The sequence below is a fragment of the Micromonospora sp. NPDC047762 genome, from assembly GCF_043204655.1.
Taxonomy (GTDB): domain Bacteria; phylum Actinomycetota; class Actinomycetes; order Mycobacteriales; family Micromonosporaceae; genus Micromonospora.
Genome location: NZ_JBIDCQ010000004.1, coordinates 559,243 through 585,045 on the forward strand (window position 1 = coordinate 559,243; position 25,803 = coordinate 585,045).

28 protein-coding genes are annotated in these 25,803 nt (G+C 72.0%); 9 read left to right on the top strand and 19 right to left on the bottom strand.

The genetic code is table 11. The features are described 5' to 3' along the window. Positions 1–50 precede the first annotated feature (50 nt). Positions 51–1,481, top strand: coding sequence for an ABC transporter ATP-binding protein (locus ACGF3C_RS16600; protein WP_393222696.1), 1,431 nt, complete (start codon positions 51–53; stop codon positions 1,479–1,481). Next, complete coding sequence (locus ACGF3C_RS16605) at positions 1,478–2,278, top strand: energy-coupling factor transporter transmembrane component T (RefSeq protein WP_357225786.1); 801 nt, start codon at positions 1,478–1,480, stop codon at positions 2,276–2,278. The genes ACGF3C_RS16600 and ACGF3C_RS16605 overlap by 4 nt, the downstream gene beginning before the upstream one ends. A gap of 333 nt (positions 2,279–2,611) precedes the next feature. Here ACGF3C_RS16605 and ACGF3C_RS16610 read toward each other — a convergent pair whose 3' ends face one another. Further along, a complete protein-coding gene (locus ACGF3C_RS16610) occupies positions 2,612–3,148 on the bottom strand; it encodes a hypothetical protein (RefSeq protein WP_393222699.1) in 537 nt (178 codons plus the stop codon). Positions 3,149–3,436: 288 nt separating this feature from the next. Here ACGF3C_RS16610 and ACGF3C_RS16615 point away from each other — a divergent pair, with 288 nt between their 5' ends. Together ACGF3C_RS16615 and gndA are read left to right on the top strand one after the other, a co-directional pair. After that, positions 3,437–3,733, top strand: a complete 297-nt coding sequence (locus ACGF3C_RS16615) for a thiamine-binding protein (protein WP_355009267.1) — start codon at positions 3,437–3,439, stop codon at positions 3,731–3,733. Between the two features lie 189 nt (positions 3,734–3,922). Further along, positions 3,923–5,365, top strand: a complete 1,443-nt coding sequence (gene gndA, locus ACGF3C_RS16620) for an NADP-dependent phosphogluconate dehydrogenase (protein WP_393222702.1) — start codon at positions 3,923–3,925, stop codon at positions 5,363–5,365. Between the two features lie 164 nt (positions 5,366–5,529). Here the strand turns inward: gndA and ACGF3C_RS16625 are convergent, their stop codons facing one another. The 5 genes from ACGF3C_RS16625 to recO all read right to left on the bottom strand — a co-directional run bounded on the left by ACGF3C_RS16625 (position 5,530) and on the right by recO (position 8,624). Continuing rightward, entirely contained in the window at positions 5,530–6,291 is a 762-nt protein-coding gene (locus ACGF3C_RS16625; protein ID WP_112677214.1) for a pirin-like bicupin family protein, read from the bottom strand. Further along, entirely contained in the window at positions 6,288–6,515 is a 228-nt protein-coding gene (locus ACGF3C_RS16630; RefSeq protein ID WP_355009269.1) for a thioredoxin reductase, read from the bottom strand. The genes ACGF3C_RS16625 and ACGF3C_RS16630 overlap by 4 nt, the downstream gene beginning before the upstream one ends. A 168-nt stretch (positions 6,516–6,683) precedes the next feature. Then, positions 6,684–6,869: a hypothetical protein gene (locus tag ACGF3C_RS16635; protein WP_030336441.1), complete on the bottom strand. Its 186-nt coding sequence runs from the start codon at positions 6,867–6,869 to the stop codon at positions 6,684–6,686. Between the two features lie 71 nt (positions 6,870–6,940). Continuing rightward, a complete protein-coding gene (locus tag ACGF3C_RS16640; protein ID WP_393222706.1) occupies positions 6,941–7,753 on the bottom strand; it encodes an isoprenyl transferase in 813 nt (270 codons plus the stop codon). 4 nt (positions 7,754–7,757) lie between these two features. Beyond that, positions 7,758–8,624: a DNA repair protein RecO gene (gene recO / locus ACGF3C_RS16645; protein WP_355009271.1), complete on the bottom strand. Its 867-nt coding sequence runs from the start codon at positions 8,622–8,624 to the stop codon at positions 7,758–7,760. A gap of 102 nt (positions 8,625–8,726) precedes the next feature. On the opposite strand from recO, the gene ACGF3C_RS16650 reads away from it, so the two are divergent. Then, positions 8,727–9,536 (top strand): DUF4097 family beta strand repeat-containing protein, encoded by an 810-nt coding sequence (locus ACGF3C_RS16650; protein WP_393222710.1) that lies wholly within the window; start codon positions 8,727–8,729, stop codon positions 9,534–9,536. On the opposite strand, the gene ACGF3C_RS16655 is transcribed toward ACGF3C_RS16650, so the two are convergent. The 8 genes from ACGF3C_RS16655 to ACGF3C_RS16690 form a co-directional block, all read right to left on the bottom strand. Further along, positions 9,523–10,647 carry an acyltransferase gene (locus ACGF3C_RS16655; RefSeq protein ID WP_393222713.1) on the bottom strand — a complete coding sequence of 375 codons (1,125 nt, stop codon included), beginning with the start codon at positions 10,645–10,647 and terminating at the stop codon, positions 9,523–9,525. The two genes, ACGF3C_RS16650 and ACGF3C_RS16655, sit on opposite strands and share 14 nt — an antisense overlap. Before the next feature lie 153 nt (positions 10,648–10,800). Continuing rightward, a complete protein-coding gene (gene era, locus ACGF3C_RS16660) occupies positions 10,801–11,697 on the bottom strand; it encodes a GTPase Era (RefSeq protein ID WP_387354928.1) in 897 nt (298 codons plus the stop codon). Positions 11,698–11,702: 5 nt separating this feature from the next. After that, positions 11,703–12,089 carry a cytidine deaminase gene (locus ACGF3C_RS16665; RefSeq protein WP_357204754.1) on the bottom strand — a complete coding sequence of 129 codons (387 nt, stop codon included), beginning with the start codon at positions 12,087–12,089 and terminating at the stop codon, positions 11,703–11,705. Continuing rightward, positions 12,082–13,506, bottom strand: coding sequence for a hemolysin family protein (locus tag ACGF3C_RS16670; RefSeq protein WP_357204771.1), 1,425 nt, complete (start codon positions 13,504–13,506; stop codon positions 12,082–12,084). The genes ACGF3C_RS16665 and ACGF3C_RS16670 overlap by 8 nt, the downstream gene beginning before the upstream one ends. After that, a complete protein-coding gene (ybeY, locus tag ACGF3C_RS16675; protein ID WP_030491788.1) occupies positions 13,482–13,955 on the bottom strand; it encodes an rRNA maturation RNase YbeY in 474 nt (157 codons plus the stop codon). Before ybeY ends, ACGF3C_RS16670 begins: the two co-directional genes overlap by 25 nt. 15 nt (positions 13,956–13,970) lie before the next feature. Beyond that, positions 13,971–15,029 (bottom strand): PhoH family protein, encoded by a 1,059-nt coding sequence (locus tag ACGF3C_RS16680; RefSeq protein ID WP_393222717.1) that lies wholly within the window; start codon positions 15,027–15,029, stop codon positions 13,971–13,973. Between the two features lie 130 nt (positions 15,030–15,159). Next, the gene (locus ACGF3C_RS16685) at positions 15,160–16,557 is read right to left on the bottom strand and encodes a serine hydrolase domain-containing protein (RefSeq protein ID WP_393222720.1); all 1,398 of its coding nucleotides are present in this window, start codon (positions 16,555–16,557) and stop codon (positions 15,160–15,162) included. After that, complete coding sequence (locus ACGF3C_RS16690) at positions 16,554–16,913, bottom strand: histidine triad nucleotide-binding protein (RefSeq protein WP_088988083.1); 360 nt, start codon at positions 16,911–16,913, stop codon at positions 16,554–16,556. Before ACGF3C_RS16690 ends, ACGF3C_RS16685 begins: the two co-directional genes overlap by 4 nt. 97 nt (positions 16,914–17,010) lie before the next feature. Between ACGF3C_RS16690 and ACGF3C_RS16695 the strand changes: the two genes are divergently transcribed. After that, positions 17,011–17,772, top strand: a complete 762-nt coding sequence (locus ACGF3C_RS16695; RefSeq protein WP_393222723.1) for an SDR family NAD(P)-dependent oxidoreductase — start codon at positions 17,011–17,013, stop codon at positions 17,770–17,772. Positions 17,773–17,844: 72 nt separating this feature from the next. Then, on the top strand, positions 17,845–18,756 hold the full coding sequence (gene ppk2 / locus ACGF3C_RS16700) for a polyphosphate kinase 2 (RefSeq protein ID WP_393222725.1): 912 nt from the start codon (positions 17,845–17,847) through the stop codon (positions 18,754–18,756). A gap of 4 nt (positions 18,757–18,760) precedes the next feature. On the opposite strand, the gene ACGF3C_RS16705 is transcribed toward ppk2, so the two are convergent. The 3 genes from ACGF3C_RS16705 to hrcA form a co-directional block, all read right to left on the bottom strand. Continuing rightward, entirely contained in the window at positions 18,761–19,495 is a 735-nt protein-coding gene (locus ACGF3C_RS16705; protein WP_393222728.1) for a 16S rRNA (uracil(1498)-N(3))-methyltransferase, read from the bottom strand. Between the two features lies 1 nt (position 19,496). After that, positions 19,497–20,642 (bottom strand): molecular chaperone DnaJ, encoded by a 1,146-nt coding sequence (dnaJ, locus tag ACGF3C_RS16710; protein ID WP_181518639.1) that lies wholly within the window; start codon positions 20,640–20,642, stop codon positions 19,497–19,499. Positions 20,643–20,717: 75 nt separating this feature from the next. Continuing rightward, complete coding sequence (gene hrcA, locus ACGF3C_RS16715; RefSeq protein ID WP_355009281.1) at positions 20,718–21,740, bottom strand: heat-inducible transcriptional repressor HrcA; 1,023 nt, start codon at positions 21,738–21,740, stop codon at positions 20,718–20,720. Positions 21,741–21,965: 225 nt separating this feature from the next. Between hrcA and ACGF3C_RS16720 the strand changes: the two genes are divergently transcribed. Next, positions 21,966–22,592 (top strand): DUF4870 domain-containing protein, encoded by a 627-nt coding sequence (locus ACGF3C_RS16720; RefSeq protein ID WP_393222732.1) that lies wholly within the window; start codon positions 21,966–21,968, stop codon positions 22,590–22,592. Between the two features lie 66 nt (positions 22,593–22,658). On the opposite strand, the gene hemW is transcribed toward ACGF3C_RS16720, so the two are convergent. Then, positions 22,659–23,882 (bottom strand): radical SAM family heme chaperone HemW, encoded by a 1,224-nt coding sequence (gene hemW, locus ACGF3C_RS16725; RefSeq protein WP_393222887.1) that lies wholly within the window; start codon positions 23,880–23,882, stop codon positions 22,659–22,661. A gap of 19 nt (positions 23,883–23,901) precedes the next feature. Here hemW and ACGF3C_RS16730 point away from each other — a divergent pair, with 19 nt between their 5' ends. Continuing rightward, positions 23,902–24,699, top strand: coding sequence for an enoyl-CoA hydratase-related protein (locus tag ACGF3C_RS16730; protein WP_357235514.1), 798 nt, complete (start codon positions 23,902–23,904; stop codon positions 24,697–24,699). Positions 24,700–24,766: 67 nt separating this feature from the next. On the opposite strand, the gene ACGF3C_RS16735 is transcribed toward ACGF3C_RS16730, so the two are convergent. Next, complete coding sequence (locus ACGF3C_RS16735) at positions 24,767–25,531, bottom strand: SDR family NAD(P)-dependent oxidoreductase (RefSeq protein ID WP_112620159.1); 765 nt, start codon at positions 25,529–25,531, stop codon at positions 24,767–24,769. Positions 25,532–25,803 lie beyond the last annotated feature (272 nt).

Below are 25,803 nucleotides of genomic sequence, written 5' to 3' on the forward strand. Positions count from 1 at the left end.
TCGACCGTGCAGGGTGGAGCGGGGGCGTGCGGCTGGGAGGGGGTGGTTCGGTGGGCGGGGTACTGCTGCGGGGGTTCGGGTGGCGCCACGCTGGCCGGCGCGCCTGGGCCGTGCGGGGAGTTGACCTGCGGGTTGAGGCTGGGGAACGGGTTCTGCTTCTCGGGCCCTCCGGGGCCGGCAAGAGCACCTTGCTCAGCGCCCTGGCGGGACTGCTGCCCGAGGACTCCGGCGAGCAGGAGGGCACCGTCGAGATCGACGGGCTCGACCCCCGCAAGGGGCGGGAACGGGTCGGCATCGTCTTCCAGGACCCGGAGACCCAACTGGTGATGGCGCGCTGCGGCGACGACGTCGCGTTCGGGCTGGAGAACCGGGGAGTACCAGCCGACGAGATCTGGCCCCGGGTGGACGAGGCCCTGCACCGGGTCGGCTTCCCGTACTCCCGGGACCGCCACACCTCCGCGCTCTCCGGCGGCGAGCAGCAACGCCTCGCCCTGGCCGGCGCGCTGGCCCTGCGCCCCGCCCTGCTGCTGCTCGACGAGCCGACGGCCAACCTCGACCCGGCCGGGGCCGAGCTGGTCCGGCACGCGGTGACCGGCGCGCTGGACGCCGACACCACGCTGATCCTGGTCGAGCACCGGGTCGCCGAGGCACTGCCGCTTGTCGACCGGGTGGTCGTCCTGGAACCGGGTGGCGGCGTCCGCGCGGACGGCCCGCCCGAGGCGGTCTTCGCCGCCCACGGCGCCGCCCTGGCCGCCGAGGGGGTCTGGGTGCCCGGTCACCCCATCGCGCCCCGACCGGCCACCGCCAGCCCCGGGGAGCTGTTGCTCACCGCCGACCGGCTCGGCCTGCCGCCCCGGCTGGGCCCCACCGACCTGGCGGTACGCGCCGGTGAAGCACTCGCCGTACGCGGACCGAACGGTGCCGGCAAGTCCACCCTGGCGTTGCTGCTCGGCGGTCTGCTCAGGCCGGGCAGCGGTCACGTCACCGCGACCGCCGAGTTGGCCGGTGCGGACCACCGCACTCCCCCGCACCGGTGGCGGGCACCCGCGCTGGCCCGACGCATCGGGTCGGTCTTTCAGGACCCGGAGCACCAGTTCGTCACCAGCACCGTCTTCGACGAACTGGCGCTGGGCCCGCGCCGCACCGGTCAACCCGAAGCTGCCGTCAAGGAGACCGTGGCCGGACTGCTGGAACGACTACGGCTGGCCCGACTCGCCGCCGCCAACCCGTACACCCTCTCCGGTGGTGAGGCGCGGCGGCTGAGCGTGGCGACCGCCCTCGCCACCGCGCCACGCCTGCTGATCTGCGACGAACCCACCTTCGGTCAGGACCGGCGGACCTGGCGGGAGCTGGTCGACCTCTTCGCCGACCTGCGCGACGCCGGGCACGCCGTGGTCACCGTCACCCACGACGCGGACTTCGTCACCGCGCTCGCCGACCGCACCGTCACCCTGCACCGAACCCCGGACGACCACCGATGATCAGCATCGAGCCGGTCGCCGCGCCGGACGCGCCGTTGGCGCGCCGCAACCCGGTGGCGAAGGTCGCCGCCGCACTGGTCTTCTCGTTCACCCTGCTGGCGACCCTGGACCCGGTGGCCCCGGCTATCGCCATCGCCCTCGAACTGGCCGTCCTGCCGCTGTTCGGCATCCGCTACCGGGTGCTGGCCCGGCGGGCGTGGCCACTGCTGCTCAGTGCCGCCGGCATCCTGGTCACCCTGGTGCTGTTCGCCGCCGACCGCTCCGGCCGGGTCCTGCTGGACGTGGGACCGGTGCTGGTGAGCACCGGCGTCCTGGTCACCGCGCTCGGCCTGGTGCTGCGGGTGTTCGCGGTGGCCCTGCCCGGTGTGATCGTCTTCGCGACCACCGACCCCACCGACCTGGCCGACGCGTTGATCCAGAACGCGAAGGCACCGGCCCGGTTCGCCATCGGTGCGCTGGCCGCGTTCCGGCTGGTGCCGCTGCTCGGTCAGGAGTGGCAGATGATCAGCATGGCTCGACGCGCCCGGGGCGTCGACGCGGGACGCAATCCGGTGGCGAAGCTGCGACTCTTCGCCTCCACCGCGTTCGCGCTGCTGGTCGGGGCCATCCGCCGAGGCACCCGACTGGCGGTGGCGATGGACGCGCGCGGCTTCGACGCCGGCACACCCCGTACCGTCGCCCGCCAACAGCACTTCACCCGCGCCGACGTCCTCCTCATCGCCGGAGCTGCCGTACTCGCCGCAGCCGCCCTGACCACGAGCGTCATCCTGGGCACCTTCCGCCCCCTCATCAGCTGACCCCGCGCCCGCGCCCCGCCCGCTGCCCGCCCCTGCCCGCCGGCAACCCGCCCGCTGCCCGCCGGCAAGATCCGCACAACATCAGGGATGTAGTGGCTTCGCTGGCGAAGGAGGCCACTACATCCCTGATGTTGTTGTCACCACCCGGCGCCCACGCGCCACCCCGTCGATCTTGCGAATTCTGTCGTCGATTCATTCATGTATGCCAGTTATGTGAGCGCAGAAAGTGCAAGATCGCGGGGTGGGCGGGGTGGGGTGGGACGGGCGGGGTGGGGTGGGCGGGGTGGGGTGGGTCGGGGTGGGGTGGGGTGGGGTGGGATGGGGGTGGCTTGGTCAGCTGCGGCGGAAGGCGTAGCGGCGGGCCTGGCCGGCCTGCTGGCTGCGGCCGCCGCCGGAGCGGTTGCCGCCGCCCTGTGGTGGCCCTGCCGTCGGTGCCTTCGGTCGGCCGGTCGCCTTCGGTAGATCACCCACCGAAGGCGCGTCGACAACCGCCGGCACATCGACCGCTGCCGGCACCGCCACCTCGTCCGGCACCGCCATCTCGCCCGGGGCGGAGGCCGGCAGCGCCAACTCTGCCGGCAGCGCAGGCTCCACCAGTGCCGCCGGCAACGCCAACTCAGCCCGCAGCGCAGGCTCCACCAGTGCCGCCGGCAGCGCCGGCTCAGCCCGCAGCGCCGGCTCAGCCCGCAGCGCAGGCTCCACAAGCAGCGCAGGCTCCACGAGCAGCGCCGGCAGGGCCGGTTCGACCGCGAGGTCGAGGGCCGGGAGGGTGGTTGGCAGCGGGCCGTGGCCGGGGCCGGCCGCCGGGTCGACGCCGAGCGGCGTCACTCTCGGGGTACGGGTCTTTTTCGGGTTACGCCTGGCAGGCATCCGGGCCTCCTTCAATGCCGACCGGCACGGCCGGTCCCGCGCTGCGGCGGTCGGTCGGATCGGCTGGTGACCGCCGTTGCGCGGCGGTCGAGTGGGGAAGGGACTGCTCACGGGCCAGGCAGGGCCATCGCCACCGAACGGCGGGGAGGGAATGCGGGACGCCCGGGAGCGCACGGACCGCGACGCGGGACGGCGGGCCGGCTCGGAATTGGGGCGTCAGTTACGCATGTTCGTACCGTAGCCACCGCCCGACCGACGCGCATCCGTTTTTACTGGCACGATCGGCAGATGCTGATCGCGTTCTCGATCACCCCGCTCGGCGGTGACGACTCCGTGGGTGACCTGGTCGCCGAGGCGGTGCGGGTGGTCCGTGCGTCCGGCCTGCCCAACCGGACCGATGCCATGTTCACCACCATTGAGGGCGAGTGGGACGAGGTGATGGCGGTGGTGAAGCAGGCGGTCGATGTAGTCGCCGCGCGGGCGCCCCGGGTCAGTGTGGTGCTCAAGGCCGATGTCCGACCCGGGGTCACCGACGCGCTGACCGGGAAGATCGCCCGCATCGAAGCCCGTCTCGCCGAAGGCTGACGCGCGCGGCGCGGAATGACGACAGGTTTCCCTGCGCGGGGCTCACCGACCAGCGCCGAGGGCCCGAGCCGCCAGGGGCAACGTCCGCATCACGTGCAGTAACGGGACGTCGATCACTGGTCCGTATCGGCTCACATCACGGTAAGTTTCCAAGCGCTGATAGTGGTGTGACGAGAGGTGGCGGCACGAATGGCTGATCAGGCGAGGGCACAAATCGGTGTGACCGGGCTGGCGGTGATGGGTCGCAACGTGGCCCGCAACCTGGCCCGCAACGGCTTCACGGTGGCAGTGCACAACCGCTCGCCGGAGCGCACCCGCAGCCTGGTTGCCGAGCACGGCGACGAGGGCACGTTCCTGCCCGGCGAGACGATGGCCGATTTCGTGGCGTCACTGGAACGACCGCGCGCGGTCATCGTGATGGTGAAGGCCGGCACGCCCACCGACGCGGTGATCGACGAGTTGGTGCCGCTGCTCGACGAGGGCGACATCATCGTCGACTGTGGCAACGCCCACTTCGCCGACACCCGTCGCCGTGAGGAGGCGCTGCGGGCCCAGGGGCTGCACTTCAGCGGCACCGGTGTCTCCGGCGGCGAGGAGGGCGCGCTGCGCGGGCCGAGCATCATGCCGGGCGGCTCCGCCGAGTCGTACGCGAAGCTCGGGCCGATGTTCGAGAAGATCGCCGCCCAGGTGGACGGCGTGCCGTGCTGCACGCACGTCGGGCCGGACGGCGCCGGGCACTTCGTCAAGATGGTGCACAACGGCATCGAGTACGCCGACATGCAGCTCATCGCCGAGGCGTACGACCTGCTCCGGGCCGGCCTGGACGCGACGCCGGCCGAGATCGCGGAGATCTTCCGGGAGTGGAACAACGGCGAGCTTGAGTCGTTCCTCATCGAGATCACCGCCGACGTGCTCGCGCACACCGATGCGGCGACCGGCCGGTCCTTCGTGGACATCGTGCAGGACCGGGCCGAGCAGAAGGGCACCGGTCGGTGGACCGTGCAGAGCGCCCTGGACCTGGGCATCCCGATCACCGGGATCGCCGAGGCGACCTTCGCCCGTTCGCTTTCCGGGCACGTCGACCAGCGCGAGGCGGCCCGCCGGGCGTTCCCCGACGCGGGTGAGAAGTGGCAGGTGACCGACCGGGAGACGTTCGTCGAGGACGTCCGCCGGGCGCTGCTCGCCTCCAAGATCGTCGCGTACGCGCAGGGCTTCGACCACATCCGCGCGGGCAGCCAGGAATACAACTGGGACATCGACCTCGGCGGCACCGCGACGATCTGGCGGGGCGGCTGCATCATCCGGGCCCGCTTCCTCAACCGGATCCGTGAGGCGTACGACGAGCAGCCCGACCTGCCGACGCTGCTGGTGGCGCCGTACTTCGCCGAGGCGGTCAGCGCCGGCGTGCCGAGCTGGCGGCGGGTGGTGGCCGACGCGACCCGGGCCGGTGTGCCGACGCCCGCGTTCTCGTCGTCGCTGGCGTACTTCGACGCGTTGCGCGCGGAGCGGCTGCCCGCGGCGCTGATCCAGGGTCTGCGGGACAACTTCGGCGCGCACACCTACCAGCGGGTGGACCGCGAGGGCTCGTTCCACACCACCTGGGCCGCCGACCGCACCGAGTCGCCGGCGTAGCCGGCGCGGCGCCCGGTTCGCGGCGATCTGCGACCTGCGCCCTGCGCCCTGCGCCCTGCAAGATCGTGCTTGATCCAGGATGTAGTGGCCTCCCTCTCCGTGGAGGCCACTACATCCATGTTCAAGCGTGATCGAGGGAGACGGCAGGTGCGAACCGGTAGCGGTCAGGCGACCGTGGCGTGCATCTCCCAGACGAGGATCTCGGCCGGTTCGTCGGCGGTCACCCGCCGGCCACCGGTCATGGTGAGCCGGGCCGCGTCGCCGCTGCCGAGCGGACCACTGCCCTCCAGGGTCACCGTGCCGTTGGGCACGTAGAGGTGCACGTAGGGCGCGTCCGGGATGGTCACCTCGTCGCCGGGGGCGAGACGGGCGGCGTGCAGGGTCGCGTACCGGTTGCGGATCCGGATCGCGGACGCGCCGTCGTAGCGGTCCATCCCGGACGCGATCGGCACCAGGCCCCCGCGGAGCAGCTCGTCCTCGATCTCCAACTGCTCGTAGCCGGGGTCTACGCCCTGCTCGTCGGGGAGCACCCACATCTGCACGAAGTGCACCGGGTCGGTGTGCGGCTCCTGGTTGTTGAGCCGCCAGGCGTCGTTCTTCTCCGAGTGCAGGATGCCGGTGCCGGCGCTCATCCGCTGGGCCAGACCCGGGTAGATCACCCCGGAGTGCCCGGTGGAGTCCTGGTGCACCAGGGAACCGCGCAGCACCCAGGTCACGATCTCCATGTCCTGGTGCGGGTGGGTCTCGAAGCCGGCCCCCGGTCGGACCACATCGTCGTTGTTGACCAGCAGCAGGCCGTGGTGGGTGTTGGCCGGGTCGTAGTGCCGGGAGAACGAGAAGGAGTGCTTGGAGTCCAGCCAGGAGATCCGGGTGGCGAATCGATCATCGGCACGACGGATGTCGACGGCGGGCGCCGGCGCGGTCACCAGGCACGCTGCCCGGCGTCGGGGGTTGACGGCGCCCAGGTCAGGGCCGGATCGCCGCTGGCCAGTTCGGCGATCTCACCGGTGCGCAACTGGGGAGTGTGGCCGAACTCGGCACAGTGCTGCTCGGCGATCTCGGCACAGATCTCGGCTACCTGCTCGCAGATCGGGTCGCCCAGGTCGGCGGCGTTCAACGCCATGATCATCTTGAAGCGGAGATCCCGCATCTGGCCCCCAACCGCCGTCGTCCCACCACCTCCGGACCCTACCCGCCGCCTTTGCGCAGGATTCCGAAACGAGCGCACCCACCCTCACAGGCGGGGTGAGTTGGTGGGGACGCGACGGCGCCGCCCGCACGGGAGTGCGGGCGGCGCCGAGGACAGCTAAGGAATCGGTCAGAAGAAGCGGCGACGCTTGGCCTTCTGCGGACGGATCAGGTCCGCGCCCTTGGTCAGCAGCCGGGTCGCCCCGGAGGGACCACGCCGGGCCTCCAGGGTGTGGCTGAGTCGGCGGGCGCCGGCCGCGGCCAGCGGCACCGCGATAGCCATCACCGCCCACTGGGCAATGCGCTTCTGGATCATGTGGGTTCACCTCCGTCAGTGGCTTCTGACGACTCTGATACCCAGAGTGACGTGCGGGTAAGCGCGTCGGCTCAGATAACCGGGGCGACCGGGTTGGGCAACGCGCCGCCGAAGCGTCGGTCCCGCTGGGCGTAGAGCTCGCACGCGTACCAGAGGTGGCGGCGGTCGAAGTCGGGCCAGAGCGTGTCCAGGAAGACCAACTCGGCGTACGCCGTCTGCCAGAGCAGGAAGTTGGAGATCCGTTCCTCGCCGGAAGGGCGCAGGAACAGGTCCACCTCCGGGATCTCCGGGTGGTAGAGGTACTTCGCCACGGTCTTCTCGGTGACCTTCGCCGGATCCAGTCGGCCGGCCGCCACGTCCCGGGCGATCGCGGCGGCGGCGTCACCGATCTCGGCCTGCCCGCCGTAGTTGACGCAGAACTGCAGGGTCAGCGTCGAGTTGTCGCGGGACATCTCCTCGGCGGTCTGCAACTCGGTGATGACGCTCTTCCACAGCCGACCGGGCCGGCCCGACCACACCACCCGTACGCCCAGGTCGACCAGTTGGTCACGGCGGCGACGGATCACGTCGCGGTTGAAGCCCATCAGGAACCGGACCTCGTCGGGCGAGCGCCGCCAGTTCTCGGTGGAGAACGCGTACGCCGACAGGTACGGAATGCCCATCTCGATGGCGCCTTCGATGGTGTCGAAGAGGCTGTGCTCCCCCGCCTCGTGCCCCTTGGTGCGGGGCAGCCCGCGGTCCTTGGCCCAGCGGCCGTTGCCATCCATCACCACCGCCACGTGCTTCGGCACCGCGTCGCTGGGCAGCGCCGGCGGTCGGGCCCCGGACGGGTGTGGCACCGGCGGGGTCGGCTCGCGCCGGCCGGCCTTCTTCGATCGGATCACTCGGTCACTCCCTGTTCGCGCCGTCCGCCCCGGCCTCGACGTCGCCGCGTGGCCGGAGCACCACGGCCCCGGTGCCTTCCGGCGGAGGGGCCGTGCCGGCCGCCGAGGGACCCCGGTCGACCAGCGGCAGCGAGCGTAGCGCGCGCTCCAGGTGCCACTGCAGGTGAGCCGCGACCAGCCCACTGCACTCTCGACGTACGGCGGTGTCGGTGGCGTCGGCGATCACCCAGTCGCCGGAGGTCAGCGCGGACATCAGGTCGATGGTGGCCGGGGCGGGATGAGCCGCCCCGGGGGGCCGGCAGTCCGGACAGACAGCGCCGCCGGCCGGAACCGAGAACGCCCGGTGCCGCCCGGGCGTGCCACAGACCGCGCAGGCGACCAGCGCCGGCGCCCAGCCGGCCAGGGACATCCCGCGCAGCAGGTACGCGTCGAGCACCAGGGTGGTGGCGTGCTCGCCCCGGGACAGCGCCTTCAGCGCGCCGATGGTGAGCTGGAACAGCCGCAGCGACGGCTCCCGTTCCACCGGGGTCAGCCGCTCGGCGGTCTCGGCGATCGCGCTGGCCGCCGTGTAGCGCGGATAGTCGCCCAGGAACCGTTTGCCGTACAGGTCGATGCCCTCGACCTGGCTCACGGTGTGCAGTGAACTGCCGTGGTTGCCCTTCGGGTCGCCGGCGAGTTGGAGGTCGACGTGGCCGAACGGCTCAAGCCGGGCACCGAACTTGCTGGTGGTGCGGCGGATGCCTCGAGCCACCGCGCGTAGCCGGCCGTGCCGGCGGGTGAGCAGGGTGATGATCCGGTCGGACTCGCCGAGCTTCTGCACACGCAGCACCACCGCGTCGTCGCGGTAGAGCTGTCGGCGATACCCGGCCATCGGGCCATTCTCCCTCGGGGTGTGAAATCAGGGTTGGTTCGGGGTGCAAGCGCGGTTGAACCCCGATGCGTCGGCCTCGTGCCCGGCCGTAGCGTGCTGGTCATGGCCCTGCACCTGACCACCACCGCCCGCCGTCGTCGCGTCGCCGCTCCCGTCGCGCTGGGGCTCGCCACCACCCTCATCGTGCTCGCCGGGTGCGACAACCTGTCGTTCCGTCGGCTCGACTACGACAACACCGAGGCGGCCCGGATCACCACGGTCCGGGTCTCCGGGGGTTCGGGCGACGTGGTGATCCGCGGCACCGGCGCGGCGTCCGAGGTGCGGATCAAGCGAGTGGTTCGCTACCAGGGCGGTGAACCGGACAACACCCGCTACGAGATCGAGGGCAGCGAGTTGGTGCTGGACACCGACTGTGGCTCGCGATGCAGCATCTCCTACGAGGTGACGGTGCCGGAGGGTGTGGCGGTAAAGGGCGAGACCAGCTCCGGCAACGTCGAGCTGAGCCGGGTCGGCACCGTGGAGCTACAGGTGCGCTCGGGCGACGTGCGGATCTCCGGTGCGTCGGGCGCGGTCGGCGTGGAGGCCCAGTCGGGCAACATCGAGGTGAACGAGGCCGCCGCGGCGGTACGGCTGCGCGCCTCGTCGGGAGACATCACCGCGCGCCGGCTGGGCGGCACTGTCGATGCTGAGGCCAGCTCGGGCAATGTCAACGTGGAGCTGGACAAGCCCGCCTCGGCCCGGGTCCACGCCTCCAGCGGTGACGTCACGCTGGTGGTGCCGCAGGGCAGCTACCGGGTCCGGTCCAACGCCGATTCCGGCGACGAGACCGTGACCGTCGCTGACAACCCGGCGGCGTCCCTGGTGCTCGACGGTTCGGCCAACAGCGGCAACCTCACGATCAGCGAGCGTTGATCTCGACGTCGGCCGGCTCCCCGGCCGTCCGCTGCGCCGGCACCACCGCTCGTCCGACGGTCGCCCCGCCCGCGGCTTCGGCACCCGGCCGGGCCGTCGCGTCGACGGACGGCGTCGGGCCACCGGGGATCAGCTCCGGGCGGCGACGGGCGGCGACGTCCTCGACCCACCCGACGGCCAGGGTGACCAGCCCGACCAGGGCGAAGACCAGCAGCACCCGGATGGCCAGGCCCACCGGGTCCTGGTGGGACCAGCCCACCACGTCGACCAGTGGGGTGAGCGCCACCACGAACGGCATGTGCCAGAGGTAGACGGTGAGCGCCCGCCGGTTGAGCATTGTCACCGCCCGGTCGGCCGGTCGGCTCCGGCTCAGCCAGGCCACCCCGGCCGGCGCCCGGCCCAGCACGATCAGGATGAACGCGGCCGACCAGAGGGCGTTGCCCAGGGGGTTGTCGTTCAGGTCGTACCCACGCGGACCGGGATGCTCGACGATCCAGGCGCCGCCGCCCACGGCGAGGGCGAGGGCGAGCGGGTACAGCAGCCGGCCGGAGAGCCGGCGCAGCATCCCGGCGTGGTGGGCGAAGCCGAGCAGCCACGCGCCGAAGTAGAGCCCGAACTCGCGCAGCACCGGCGGTGCCGGGTAGATCCCCACCTCGATGGTCACCAGCAGGAGGTACGGGGCGAGCACCGTCATCAGCGGGGCACGCCGGAACAGCCAGATCGCGACAGGCGAGGCGAGCACGAACCAGAGATAGTCGCGCAGGTACCAGATGGTGCTCAGCGCCAGCGCGCCCCAGTGGTTGGCCGGCGGGTCGGCGATCGGGAACAGCCACAGCAGCACCCGAGGGCTCACCGACAACCCGCTGAACAGCATGGCCGGCACGAAGACCACCGCGAGCACCCACAGCGACGGCAGCAGCCGACGCAGCCGACGCCCGACCGCCGCCGGGCCGACCCGGGTCAGCGACGCGGCCATCAGTGAGCCTGCCAGCGCGAACATCACCGACATGGCGGGGAAGACGAGGGTGAGGGTCGCCCATCCGGTGACGTGGTAAACGACCACTCGAATGATGGCCAGGGCACGGAGGAGGTCGAGGTACCTGTTGCGCATCAGCCTGCATCTCGGTCGGGGACGCGGGGCACGACTTTCCTACCCTGCGTGGCGCCCGCACCAAACGACCGCTGTCCCGGCCATGCGTGAACATCCCCGGCTGCCCGACCGGCGGCGATGGTGCCGCCGGTCGGGCACCGCCGAAGAAACGGATCAGAAGCCCAGCTTGCGCAGTTGCTTCGGGTCGCGCTGCCAGTCCTTCGCGACCCGCACGTGCAGGTCGAGGTAGACCCGACCGCCGAGCAGTTCCTCGATCTGCTTGCGGGCGGTGGTGCCGACCTCCTTGAGCCGACTCGCCTTGTGCCCGAGCACGATGGCCTTCTGGCTGGGCCGCTCCACGTACAGGTCGGCGTAGATCTTCATGACCTGACCCTCGGGGATCATCTCCTCCACCACCACGGCGATGGAGTGCGGCAGCTCGTCGCGGACCCCTTCCAGGGCGGCTTCCCGGATCAGCTCGGCGACAAGCACCTGCTCGGGATCGTCGGTGAGCATGTCGTCCGGGTAGAGCTGCGGCGACGGCGGCAGGTACTTGGTCATCACGTCGACGAGGGTGTCCACCTGGTGCCCGGACACGGCGCTCACCGGCACGATCTCGGCGAACTCCCCCATCTTGCTGACCGCGAGCAACTGCTCCGCCAGTTGGCGCTTGTCCACCAGGTCGGTCTTGGTGACCACCGCCAGCACTGTCGCCTTCAACTCGGCCAGCTCGCCGGTGATGAACTTGTCACCGCGCCCGACCGGCTCGTTCGCCGGGATGCAGAGACCGATCACGTCGACCTCGGTCCAGGTGGAGCGGACCAGGTCGTTGAGACGTTCGCCGAGCAGCGTACGGGGGCGGTGCAGGCCCGGTGTGTCGACGAGGACCAGCTGCGACTCCGGTCGGTGCAGCACCGCCCGGATGACGTGCCGGGTGGTCTGCGGCTTGTTCGAGGTGATGGCGATCTTGGTGCCGACGATGGCGTTGGTCAGCGTCGACTTGCCGGCGTTGGGGCGACCGACGAAACAGCCGAACCCGGCCCGGTACGGACGCGCCTGCGGATCCTGCACCGGGCTCACTGGGTCACCGTGCCGAGGACCGTGCCGTCCGGAGCGGCCACGTGGACCGGTGCGTCCGCCGCGAGGTCCCGTACCGCCGCGTGCCCGGCACCATCCAGCGTCGACGCCTCGGTCACCACCACCGCCGCCTCCAACCGACTCGCGCCGGCCGCCACGGCCGACGCCACCGCCAACTGCAACGCGGTGAGCGTCAGCGACGGCAGCGCGACACTGGCCGCCGCGTACGTCCGGCCGTCCTGGTCGCGGACCGCGGCGCCCTCGACGGCACCGACCCGCGCCCGGGCTCCCCGGGCCAGGACGACGAGCTTGCCGTCCTCGGCGCTCAGCGCGCCCGACGCGGTGGGGGTGGGCCGGGCGGCAGGCACGGCGGGTGTGTCAGGCATCGGCGGATTGCCTCTCGTCGTCTCGATAGTTGTCCGTGTCGTCCCCGGGGCCGGCGTGCTCGCCGCGCCCCGCGGTGTCCTGCTCATCGCCCGGCTCCACCCGACTGACCAGGACGGTGTCGATGCGGTTGCGCCGGCCGGTGGTGCCCTCGGCGACCAGGCGGAGACCGGCTACCTCGGCCTCGGCGCCCGGGATCGGCACCCGCCCCAGCGACTGGGCGAGCAGACCGCCGACCGTCTCCACCTCGTCGGTGGGCAGGTCGGTGTCGAACATCTCGCCCAGATTCTCCACCGGCAGGCGAGCGGTCACCCGCACCGAGGAGTCCGCCAGACGTTCGACGGGCGGGCGCTCGACATCGTACTCGTCGGTGATCTCACCGACGATCTCCTCGAGGATGTCCTCGATAGTGACCAGACCGCCGGTGCCGCCGTACTCGTCGACCACGATGACCAGGTGGTTGCGGGCCGCCTGCATCTCGGACAGCAGGTCGTCGACCGGCTTGGACTCCGGTACGAAGGTCGCCGGGCGCATCAGCTCGGCCACCGGCAACTGCTCGGCCCTCGGGTCCCCGCCACGGGAGCGCCGGATCAGGTCCTTGAGGTAGAGCACCCCCAGCACGTCGTCGACGCTCTCGCCGATCACCGGGATGCGGGAGAAACCGGAGCGCAGGAAGAGCGCCAGCGCCTGCTCGAGCGTCTTGCCCTCCTCGATCCACACCATCTCGGTACGCGGCACCATCACCTCACGGGCGATGGTGTCGCCGAGCGCGAAGACGGAGTGGATCATCTGGCGTTCGCCGTGCTCGACCACGCCGCGCTGCTCGGCCAGGTCGACCAGCTCCCGCAGCTCCACCTGGGTGGCGAACGGGCCTTCCCGGAAGCCACGCCCCGGGGTGACCGCGTTGCCGATCAGGATCAGCAGCGACGCGAGCGGGTTGAGCGCCCGGCCCAGCCAGCGGACCAGCGGTGCCACCGCACGGCCCACGGCGTAGGCGTGCTGCCGGCCGATGGTGCGCGGGGCGACGCCCACGACCACGAAGCTGACCACTGTCATCGCGCCGGCGGTCACCAGTGCGGCCCGCCAGCCGGCGCCGAAGCTGTCCACCGCCACGAGCGCCACCAGTGTGGTGGCGGTCAGCTCGGCGAGCAGCCGCAACAGCAGGAGCAGGTTGAGGTGCCGGACGACGTCGCCGGCCACGACCTGGAGGGTACGGGCGCCACGCACGCCGTCGCGGGCCAGCTCGGCGGCTCGGGCCGGTGAGACCGCGGCGAGGGCCGCCTCGGTCATCGCGATCAGGCCGGCCAGCACCACGAGACCGGCCGCGAAGACGATCAGCTGAAAGTCGGGAAGGCCGGCGGTGGCGCCGGCCGCGAGTAACGGAGGAGTGGACATCACTGGGTGCGGGTCGACCGCCAGCTCGCCAGCAGCCGAGCCTGGAGTGCGAACATCTCCCGCTCCTCCTCCGGCTCGGCGTGGTCGTAACCGAGCAGGTGCAGCACCCCGTGCACGGTGAGCAGGTGCAGCTCGTCGGCGGGCGCGTGCCCGGCGGTCGCCGCCTGCTTGGCCGCCACCTCCGGGCAGAGCACGATGTCGCCGAGCAGGGCGGGCTCGCCGCCGGCCGGTGCGGACTCACCCGGGCCGTGGTCGACGCTGCCCTCGTCCATGGGGAAGGCGAGCACGTCGGTCGGGCCGTCGCCACCCATCCAGCGGTGGTTCAGCTCGGTCATGTAGTCGATGTCGACCAGCAGCACTGACAGCTCGGCGAGGGGGTTGACCCCCATCTCGTCGAGGGCGTGCCGGGCGACGGCGAGCACGGCGTCGGTGTCGACGTCGACACCGGACTCGTTGGCGATCTCGATGGACAACTGCTTTCCTCTGCTTTAGCGGCGGCGGCCGGCCCGGCCGCCCTGGGCGGGTCGCCCAGGCACGGCGTGAACGCCCTGCGCCTGCTGGTTCTCCCGCTCGGCGTCCCAGCGGGCGTACGCGTCGACGATCTCCCCGACCAGCTGGTGGCGGACCACGTCGGAGCTGGACAACTGGGAGAAGTGCACGTCATCGACGTTTTCCAGGATCTCCCGGACCACGCGCAGCCCGCTGCTCGTCCCGCCGGGAAGGTCCACCTGGGTGATGTCACCGGTCACGACGATCTTGGAGTTGAAGCCGAGTCGGGTGAGGAACATCTTCATCTGCTCGGGCGTCGTGTTCTGCGCCTCGTCCAGGATGATGAACGCGTCGTTGAGCGTCCGACCCCGCATGTAGGCGAGGGGAGCGACCTCGATCGTGCCGGCGGCCATCAGCTTCGGGATGGTCTCCGGGTCGAGCATGTCGTGCAGTGCGTCGTAGAGCGGGCGCAGGTACGGGTCGATCTTCTCGTTGAGCGTGCCGGGCAGGAAGCCCAGTCGCTCGCCCGCCTCGACCGCCGGCCGGGTGAGGATGATCCGGTTGACCTGCTTGGCCTGCAACGCCTGGACGGCCTTCGCCATCGCCAGGTAGGTCTTTCCGGTGCCGGCGGGGCCGATGCCGAAGACGATGGTGTGGGTGTCGATCGCGTCGACGTACTTCTTCTGCCCGAGCGTCTTGGGGCGGATGGTGCGCCCGCGCCGGGAGAGGATGTTGAGTGTCAGGACCTCGGCGGGCCGCTCGGCGCTGCCCTGCTCGAGCATGCCGACGGTACGCCGGACGGCGTCACTGGTCAGGGTCTCGCCTTTCTCGATGAGTTCGAGGAGCTCGCTGAAGACCCGCTCGGCGAGGGCGTTGTCCGCTGGGTCACCGGTGATGGTGATCTCGTTGCCGCGGACGTGCACGTCGCTGGTGACCGAGCGTTCGACGAGCCTGAGGATCTCGTCGCCTGCGCCGAGCAGATTGACCATGATCTTCGGGTCGGGCACGGTGATCCTGGTCTGCACCCGGGGCGGGCCGGGAGGTGGGGTGCCGGTCATAGGTTGGGCCGAAGGGCCCTGCGCACCTGCTCTCGATCTCGGCGCCGGCCTGCTGGCCTGGCGTGCGGACGTTACACCCATCGTATCGGTTCAACGCGGGGCGCATCGCGCCCATTTCCGCTGGCCGCGATCAACTCCCGGCCCGGAAGTCGTACCGGTCGAAGGTCTCCTGGTGGCGGGTGAACCGGTACGTCGCCCAGTGCATCCGGACCACCGCGCCGGCCTCGTCCCGGGTCAGCCGCAGCAGCTCCCCGACCTCCCGACCGGAGACCACCCGGAACACGTCCGGCTGGTCCGGCAGCGGGGTGAAGATCGCCGGCGGACGTCCGGTCGGGTCAGCGACCCCGCGCGCCCGCAGGGTGCCGTCGTGCCACGAGAAGACGTACTCGGAGCCCTCGCCCCACCAGCGGCCGAGCACACCCCGCAGGGCCGCCGGCGCGGGTGCGCCGGGTCGCCAGGGCTCGATCTCGGCCGGGTCGCGCTCGACCGCCGCGGCGAGCAGCCGGTGCGACAGATCGAACAGATCGGTCGCCGTGCCGGACGAGCCGAGCACGGCGGCGCCCATCGCCCCGGGCGTGCCGTCACCGCCGCGCCGGCCGTACGCCCCGGCGAGGAACCCGGGCATCGCCCCGTCGTGCCCCACGTGCATCACCCGCTCCCCCTGCGGGATCAGGATCAGCCCGAGCCCGAAGCCCGCGCTCCAGAGCGTCTCGTCGGTGGTGGTCAGCGGCCAGCGCATCTCGTCCAGGGTGGCCGGGGCGAGGACCGCGCCGGCCGGGTCCAGCGCCGCCGGGTCGGCCAGGAACGCCGCCCAGCGGGCCATGTCGGTAGCGGTGCTCCAGAGCTGGGCAGCCGGGCCGACCGCGCCGAAGTCGGTCGGCGGTTCCGGGTGCGCCTCGTCGGAGTACGCGTCGACCAGGAACCCGGTGGCCGCCGTCGGGCGTGGGGTCACCGTGGTGTCGGGCAGCCCCAGCGGAGTCAGGATCCGCTCGGTGAGCGCCTGCTCCCAGCTGCCGCCCCGGAGCCGGGCGACGAGTTGGCCGAGCACGGCCACGCCCAGGTTGGAGTAGTGGAACCGCCGGCCGGTCGGCAGCACCCGCTCGGCCCGGTCCAGCTCGGCGACCAGTTGGTCGTCGTCCGGTGCGCGCAGGCTGTCCCACACATCGCCGAACGGCTCGCGTTGCAGGCCACCGGTGTGCGACAGCAACCGGCGTACGGTCAGCTCGCCGTGCGCCGGGAGGTCCAGGTGCCGGCCCACCGGGTCGTCCAGGTCCAGCAGCCCGTCGTCGCGGCACTGCAGAACCAGCACCGCGGTGAACGTCTTGGTGATCGAGCCGATCCGGAACTGGGTGCCCGCGCCCAGAGGGCTGTCGGTGCCGGTCTCGCCGACGGTGCAGCTCCAGAGCGGTCGGTCGGCCCGGTGCAGGGCCGCCGAGACCGCCGGCACCCGCGATTCGGCCTGCACCCGCCGGACCAACCGGGCCAGGTGCTCATCCACCGGTGAGCCGGGCGCCGCCGCTGGGGTCACGCCAGGTCCCGGGCGAGCATCGGGCCGAGCGGCGCACCACCGAGCAGGTGCGCGTGCACGTGGAACACCTCCTGCCCGCCGTACGCGCCGGTGTTGAACATCAGCCGGAAACCGTCGCCGAGCAGCCCCTCGTCCTCGGCCACGGCGGCGGACGTCGCCAGCACGTCGGCGGCCAGCGCCGGGTCACCCTGGGCGAGCGTGGCGACGTCGGCGTAGTGCTCCTTCGGAATGACCAGGACGTGCACCGGCGCCTTCGGGTCGATGTCGCGGAAGGCGAGCGTGGTGTCGGTCTCCCGGACCACTGTGGCCGGGATCTCCCCGGCGACGATGCGGCAGAACAGGCAGTCGGATCCCATCGGAGCAGTGTAGGGACCAACGGGCCGGGGACACTCCGGCGCGGCGACCGCCACCGGCCTGTTAGCGGGGAAGGCACGCTGAGGCAGGATGGCCGGCATGACGGATCGGGCGGTACTCGTGACCGGGGCCTCGCGCGGGATCGGCCGCGCGGTGGCGGAGGCGTTCGCAGCCGGCGGCGACCGGGTGGCCATCCACCACCGCGACTCCGCCGACGCGGCCGAGAAGCTGCGCGCGCAACTGCCGGGCACCGGGCACGTGGTGGTCCGCGCCGACCTCACCGATCCGGACGCGGTCCGGGTCATGGTCGACCGGGCCGCCGAACTGCTCGGCGGGCTGGACGTGCTGGTCAACAACGCCGGGACGTACGGCGACCGCGACGACCCCCACCCGATCTTCGGTGCCTCGTACGAGGAGTGGCAGCAGCGCTGGCGGCAGGTGGTGGAGACCAACCTGACCGGCGCCGGCAACGCCATCTGGTGCGCCGCCCAGCACATGCGCGAACGCGGCGGGCGGATCGTCAACGTCTCGTCCCGTGGCGCGTTCCGCGGCGAGCCGCACCAGCCGGCGTACGGGGCCAGCAAGGCGGGGCTCAACGCGCTGGGCCAGTCCCTCGCCGTGGCGCTCGCGCCGTACGGCATCACGATCGCCACCGTCGCGCCGGGCTTCGTGGCGACCGACATGGTCACCGAGTACCTGCACGGCGAGCAGGGCGCGGCGATCCGGGCGCAGAGCCCGTTCGACCGGGTGGGCCGACCGGAGGAGATCGCCGCCGCCGTGCACTGGCTGGCCTCGCCGCAGGCCGAGTGGGCCTCCGGCACGATCGTCGACCTCAACGGCGCTTCCTACCTGCGCAGCTGAGGTCCACGCCGTCCGCAGATCACCCGACCGGGGAGGTGGTTGGGGGGTCAGGGCAGGGTAAGTCCCACCGACATGGCCGACTCCGCGCTGCTGGACCTCACCGCCGACTACCGGGTGGCCGATGGCCACGACGACGACCCTGTCCTGCTCCGCCCCGACGGCACCCCTGTCGAGACCTGGCGCGAGGACTACCCGTACGACGAGCGACTGGACCGCGACGAGTACGACCGTGACAAGCGGCTGCTCCAGATCGAGCTGCTGAAGCTCCAGGACTGGATCAAGGAGTCCGGCGAGCGTTTGGTGATCCTCTTCGAGGGCCGGGACGCCGCCGGCAAGGGCGGCACCATCAAACGCTTCATGGAGCACCTCAACCCACGTGGCGCGTCGGTGGTGGCGCTCGCCAAGCCGGACGAGCGGGAAGCCGCCCAGTGGTACTTCCAGCGCTGGCTGGCCCACCTGCCGGCGGCCGGCGAGATCGTGCTGTTCGACCGTTCCTGGTACAACAGGGCCGGCGTCGAGCGGGTGATGGGCTTCTGCAGCCGCAAGGAGTACCTGGAGTTCCTACGGCAGGCCCCGGAGCTGGAACGGATGCTGGTGCGCTCGGGCATCCGGCTGGTCAAGTTCTGGTTCTCCGTCTCCCAGAACGAGCAGCGCACCCGGTTCGCGATCCGCCAGGTCGACCCGGTCCGGCAGTGGAAGCTGTCCCCGATGGACATCGCCTCACTCGACCGGTGGGACGACTACACCGAGGCCAAGGAGGCGATGTTCTTCTGGACCGACACGGCCGACGCGCCGTGGACGGTGGTGAAGAGCAACGACAAGAAGCGGGCCCGGCTCGAGGCGATGCGGCACGTGCTGCACCGCTTCGACTACACCGGCAAGGACTTCGCTGTGGTCGGCACACCGGACCCGCAGATCATCGGAAACGCTGGGCTGGACCTGGGGCCGGAGGAGGAGGTCGTACCGGTGTTCCCGAGGCCCTGAACGGTCACCAGCGGCCGAGGCGGGCGGCGAGCACGCTGAGGGCCGCCACCCCGGCGGTGGAGGTGCGCAGCACGGCCGGCCCAAGGCGTACGGGTCGCCCGCCGGCCTCGACGAAGGCGGTCAACTCGGCCGGGGCGATGCCGCCTTCCGGGCCGATCACCAGCACGATCTCGCCGGTGGAGGGCAGCTCGGCGGTGGTGAGCCGGTCGTCGGCCTCCTCGTGCAGCACGAACCCGACGGCGGCACCGGCGATCCGGCGGGCAACGGTGGCGGTGGACTCGTCCGGCGCACCGGCCACCACCGGCAGCCACGGCCGGCGGGCCTGCTTGGCCGCCTCCCGTGCCGTGGCCACCCACTTCTCCCGGGCGCGTACGCCCCGGTCGCCGCGCCACTGGGTCACCGAACGTGATGCCGCCCAGGGCACGATCTCGTCCACCCCGACCTCGGTCATCGCCTGCACGGCCAGCTCACCCCGGTCGCCCTTGGCGATGCCCTGCACCGTCACCAGTCGGGGTACCGGCGCGTCCGCGTACCCCCGGGAGGTGACGGTGACCTCCAGGCTGCCCCGGCCGACGGCCGTGACCACGGCGACGGCCGTGCCACCCCGGCCGTCGGCGAGCAGCAACTCCTCGCCGACGCGCAACCGCTGCACTGTCGCGGCGTGGTGCCCCTCCGGGCCGTCCAGGGTCAGCGCGTCGCCGGTGGGCAGCGCCTCCACCAGGAACAGCGGCGCGGACACCTCAGGCGTGCCCGTTGAACGCGTCGCGCATCCGGGAGAAGAAGCCGCCCTGCTTGGACAGCTCGGCGACCTCCTCACCACGGGTCTTGGCGAAGTCGCGCAGCATCTTCTCCTGGTCCGGGTCGAGCTTGGTCGGCGTCCGCACGTCGAGGTGGACGTAGAGGTCGCCCCGGCCGGTGCCGCGCAGGTGCGGCACGCCCCGGGCGCGCAGTCGCAGCGTGCTGGCCGGCTGGGTGCCGGCCTTGACGTCGACGGTCTCCTCGCTGTCCAGCGTCTTGATGGTCAGCCGGGTGCCCAGTGCCGCCGCCGTCATCGGCACCGTGACCCGGCAGTGCAGGTCGTCGCCCTTGCGGGAGTACACGTCGTGCGGGCGCTCGTGGATCTCCACGTAGAGGTCGCCGGCGGTGCCGCCGCCGGGGCCCACCTCGCCCTGCTGGGCCAGCCGGATCCGCATGCCGTCCTCGACACCGGCCGGGATCTTGACGGTCAACGACCGGCGGGTCCGCACCCGGCCGTCGCCGGCGCAGGTGGGGCAGGGGTGCGGGATGGTGGTGCCGTAGCCCTGGCACACGGTGCACGGCCGGGCGGAGACCACCTGGCCGAGGAAGGTGCGCTGCACCGACTGCACCTCGCCCCGACCACCACACGCCTCGCAGGTCGCCAGGTGCGTGCCGGCGGCCGTGCCGGCGCCGGAGCAGGTGGTGCAGAGCACCGCGGTGTCGACGGTGATCGGGGCCTCCACGCCGAAGGCCGTCTCGTGCAGGTCGAGTTCGAGCCGCAGGATCGCGTCGGCCCCAGGGCGGGTACGCGGCCGGGGGCCACGGGCGCCACCTCCGGCACCGCCGAAGAACGCGTCCATGATGTCCTGGAAACCGACGAACGGGCCGGCGCCTCCGGGGCCACCCGGGCCGCCGGCGCCGCCGCCACCGGGGGCGAGCGGGTCACCACCCAGGTCGACGATCTGCCGCTTACGGTCGTCCGAGAGGACCTCGTACGCGGCGTTGATGTCCTTGAACTTCTCCTGAGCCTCCGGGTCCGGATTGACGTCCGGGTGGAACTGGCGCGCCAGCTTGCGGTAGGCGCGCTTGATCTCGTCATCGGAGGCTTCCCGGCTCACACCGAGAATGCCGTAGTAGTCCCTGGCCACTGCGTTCCGTGTCCTCATGTTCGTCTCGCGTTGCGCCGGTCGGCGGCCGCAGCCGGCCGCATCGGCCCTGACCAATCAGTTCTGGGCCAGCAACTCGCCCACGTAGCGTGCCACGGCGCGGACCGTGGCGATGTTGCCGGGGTAGTCCATCCGGGTGGGCCCCAGCACCCCCAGGCCGCCCAGGATGGTGGTGCCCGGGCCGTACCCGGTGCTGACCACCGAGGCGGCTCGCAGGTTGTCGAACTCGTTCTCGTCGCCGATCAGCACCCGGGTCGTGCTCGGCTCTGTCTCACCGATGAGCTTGAGCAGCACGACCTCCTCCTCCAGAGCTTCGAGGATCGGCCGCAGGGAGCCCTGGAAGTCGAGCAGGCCGCCCCGGGTGAGGTTCGCGGTGCCGGCGAGGGCGATCCGCTCCTCGTGCCGCTCGACGAGCGTCTCCAGCAGGACGGTGGCGAGCGTGGTCATGGTCGGACGCAGGCCGGGCGGCGCTTCCTCGACCAGCGCCTGCACCAGCGGGGGCGTCTCGGACAGCCGGGCGTTGGCGAGCTTCTCGTTGATCAGTCGGCGCAGGTCGGTGACGTCGTCGGCGGGCACCGGGCCGGGCAGCTCCACGAGTCGCTGCTCCACCCGCCCGGTGTCGGCGATCATGACGAGCATCAACCGGGTGGTGGAGATCGGCACCAGCTCCAGGTGACGCACCGAGGAGCGGGCCAGGCTCGGGTACTGCACGACGGCGACCTGTCGGGTCAGCTGGGCGAGCAACCGCACCGTACGGTGCACCACGTCGTCGAGGTCGACCGCGCCGACCAGGAAGCGCTCGATGGCCCGGCGCTCGGCCGGGCTGAGCGGTTTGACCCGGGACAACCGGTCGACGAAGAGGCGGTAGCCGCGGTCGGTGGGCACCCGGCCGGCACTGGTGTGCGGCTGCCGGATGTAGCCCTCCTCCTCCAGCACGGCCATGTCGTTGCGGACCGTGGCCGGGGAGACCCCGAGCTGGTGCCGCTCGACCAGCGCCTTGCTGCCGACCGGCTCCTGGGTGGAGACGTAGTCTTCGACGATGGCGCGGAGCACGGCGAGTTTCCGGTCGTCGAGACCCATCCTCCGCACCTCCTGTCGCACGTCGGCCGCCGGCGCTCTGGGCCGGCCGGGCCGTCCTGGCACTCGACTGTAGCGAGTGCCAGTCTACGTCGGCGGGCCCGCCGACGCGATGATCAACGGCCACCCTTCGGTGCGGCCCACGCCACGCTGTTGGGCCGATCGGCCCGCACTGCGAGGCGAAGTCGCTCTGGTGCGGCGTTGCCACCGGCACCTACCGTGACATCCATGACTGAACCTCCTCGCCCTCCCGGGTCGGGCGACCCCGGCAACTACCCGCCGGAGCCCACCTCCCCCGGGCCGTACCCGTCGGCCGAGCCGCCCACCGCACCACTGTCCGGGGCGCCCGGCCCGGCCGGCTATCCCCCGCCCGGTGGCTATCCGCCGCCCACCGGTGACCAACCGCCGTCAGGCGGCTACCCTCCGGCAGGCGGCTACCCCCCGCCCGGGGGCTATCCCCCGCCCGGCGGCTACCCGGCCGGTGGGGCCTACGGCGGCCCCGGCGGTGGCTACGCCAACAACGAGGACAAGACCTGGGCGCTGGTCGCGCACTTCGGCGGCGCGCTCGGCGCGCTGGTCAGTTTCGGTCCGCTGGGCTTCGTCGCCCCGCTGATCGCCTACCTGGCCCGCGGCCAGCAGTCGCCGACCGTCCGGGCGCACGCCCTCGCCGCCCTGAACTTTCAGATCCTCTGGTCGATCATCGCGTTCGTGCTGCTCTTCGTGAGCTGGTGCCTGCTCTTCCTGCCCAGCATCGCCGTCGTGGTGATCCAGATCCTCTTCGGGATCATCGCCGGCATGAAGGCCAACGAGGGCACCCCGTACCGCTACCCGATGACTGCCACCTTCATCAAGTGAACCGGGCCGGCCGCTCCCCCGGCCGGCCCGATTCACCGCCGTCCCGGTCCGGGAGCGGTGGGCCACTCAGGGCAGCAGATCGCGGACGACCGCGTCGGCGAGCAGGCGCCCGCGCACTGTGAGCACCGCCCGGCCGGCGGCGTACTCGTCGGCTGCCAGCAGACCGCCGGCCAGGGCCCGCTCGGCGCCGGCCCGGCCGGCCGCGTCGAGCACCGCCAGCGGGAGACCACTGGCCAACCGCAGCCGGAGCATCACGTCCTCCATGTGCGCCTCGTCGACGGTGAGCACCTCCCGGGCCAGGCCGGGAGACTCCCCGGCGGCCAACCGCTTGGCGTACGCCGAGGGGTGCTTCACGTTCCACCAGCGGACCCCGCCGACGTGGCTGTGCGCCCCCGGCCCCAGCCCCCACCAGTCCGCGCCGGTCCAGTAGAGCAGGTTGTGCCGGCAGCGGGCGTCCTCGGTGCGGGCCCAGTTGGAGACCTCGTACCAGGAGAGCCCGGCCGCGTCGAGCGCGGCCTCCGCGGCCAGGTAGCGGTCCGCTGCCACGTCGTCACTGGGGTACGCCAGCTCGCCGCGCCGCATCCGGGCGGCGAGCCGGGTGCCGTCCTCGACGATCAGGGCGTACGCGCTGACGTGGTCCACCCCGGCGGCGACGACCTGCTCCAGCGAGGCGGCGAAGTCCTCGGGACGCTCCCCCGGGGTGCCGTAGATCAGGTCCAGGTTGACGTGCTCGAACCCGGCGTGGCGCGCCTCCAGGGCGGCGGCGGTGGCCCGGCCGGCGCTGTGTTTGCGGTCCAGGATCGCCAGCACCCCCGGGGAGGCGGACTGCATGCCCAGCGAGATCCGGGTGTAGCCGGCGGCCCGCAGCAGCTTCAACGATTCCGGGGTGACCGACTCGGGGTTGGCCTCGGTGGTCGCCTCGGCGTCGGCGGCCAGCCCCCAGGTGCTGTCGATGCCGTCGAGGATGCGGGCCAGGTCGTCGGCGGGGAGCAGGGTCGGCGTGCCGCCGCCGACGAAGACGGTGTCGACCCGGGGCGGCGGAGTGTCGCCGAGCACCCGGGCGGCGAGCCTCAGCTCGGCCAGCACCGTGTCCGCGTACCCCTCGCGGCTCGCGCCGCCGCCCAGTTCGGCCGCGGTGTAGGTGTTGAAGTCGCAGTATCCGCATCGACTGGCGCAGAACGGCACGTGCACGTACACGCCGAAGCCGCGCGCGCCGACCGCCGCGGTGGCGGTGGCGGGCAACGATCCGTCGACGGGGACGGTCTCACCATCTGGAAGGACGCCGGGCATGGCCACTAGTGTGCCCGGCATGACCTCTCCCGACGTCCTCGTGCGGGTCGCCACGGCCCGTGGGGTGACCACCCTCACCCTCGACAGCCCGCACAATCGCAATGCCCTCTCCACCGCCCTGATGACCCAGTTGCTGGCCGGGCTGGCGGACGCGGTCGCCGACGAGGCGGTGCGAGTGATCGTGCTCGACCACACCGGCCCGGTGTTCTGCTCCGGCGCGGACCTGAAGGAGACCGCTGCGGCGTACGCCAGCGGGACGGTGCCGGCCGGGATGCTGGGTGACGTGCTCGCGGCGCTCTGGGAGTGCCCGAAGCCGGTGCTGGCCCGGGTCGGCGGCCCGGCGCGGGCCGGCGGGCTGGGCCTGATCGCCGCCGCCGACCTGGCGGTCTGCGCCGACGAGGCGACCTTCGCGTTCACCGAGGTACGCATCGGGGTGATCCCGGCGGTGATCTCGGCGACCGTGCTGCCCCGGCTGCACCCCCGCGCCGCCGCCGAGCTGTACCTGACCGGGGACACCTTCGACGGCCGTCGGGCCGCCGAGGTCGGCCTGGTGACGGCCTCGGTCCCGGCGGACGGGTTGGACGACGCGGTACGGGGCTACTGCGACTCGCTGGTGCGCGGCGCCCCCGGTGCGCTGGCCGGCGCGAAGGAGCTGCTGCGTCGACCGGGGACCGCCGAGTTGCGCGCCGACCTGGCCCGACTCTCCGCCGTCTCGACCGGCTACTTCCTCTCCGACGAGGGACGCGAGGGGGTCTCCGCGTTCCGCGAACGTCGGCCGGCTCGATGGGTGCCCGCCCTGGACGGCGACTCCGCCTAGGGCGCGTCCGGGGCGCCGCCTTCGGTTGGCGGCGCCCCGGTCTCCGATCCGGTCAGCGCGGGTCGGGTCACCAGGCGGTCGCGCCGCCGTCGACCGGGTAGTTCGCCCCGGTGATGTACGACGCCCGGTCGGACGCGAGGAAGACCACCAGCTCGACGACCTCCTCGGGGCGCGCGAAGCGCTTGAGGAGCGTCTTGGCCGTGATGGCGTCCCGCGCCTCCTGGTTGTCACCGAGGTCGCGTTCGCTGGCCGGGGTGAGGGTGGGCCCGGGGCTGACCGCCACCGCGCGGATGCCGTGGGGCGCACCTTCGAGGGCGAGCTGTCGCGTCATGCCGATGATGCCGGCGTTCGCGGCGGTGTGACCGACCATCGGCGGGACGTGGCCGCCGATCATTCCGGCCATGGAGGCGGCGCTGATGATGACGCCGCCGCCGCGTCGGACCAGGTGCGGCCAGGCGAACTTCGACACGAAGTACGGAATGTCGAGTTCTCCGGTGATGGTGTAGCGCCAGTCCTGCACGGAGAAGTCGGGCATCGGGCCGAAGCGGAGCGCGGCGGCGTTGTTGTAGACCACGTCGAGCCCGCCATAGGCGGCCGCGGCGTCGTCGACGAGCTTGCGTACCTGCTCGGGGTCGGTGAGGTCGACCGGCGCGATGCCGGTCATCTCGCCGCCCGCGCGCCGGACGAGTTCGACTGTCTCGTCGTTACCCGCTACCTGGAGGTCGGCCCCGACGACCTTGGCGCCCTCGCGGGCGAAGGTCAGCGCCGCGACGCGGCCCAGGCCCCCGCCGGTGCCGGTGATCAGCACGACCTTGCCATCAAGCGTTCCCATGGAACTCCTCCTCGTTCAATGACCGACGCGCCAGGCTTTGCGACGGTAGGTCAGATTGACATGTCAACCGAGGTAAGTCCTTGACCGGTCAATCGCTTCCCGATATCGCGTACCCGGTGACACGCACGACACGACGACAGCCCTGCGTGTCGGAGGGCCGTGGCAGGTGAGATCGCGACCGGAGCGGGAACGTCGCCAACCGGTACGCGGCAGCGGAGCCGGCCCCGAACCGGTCGGAGTCGTCCAGGCCGGGCCCGAACCGCTCGGACGAC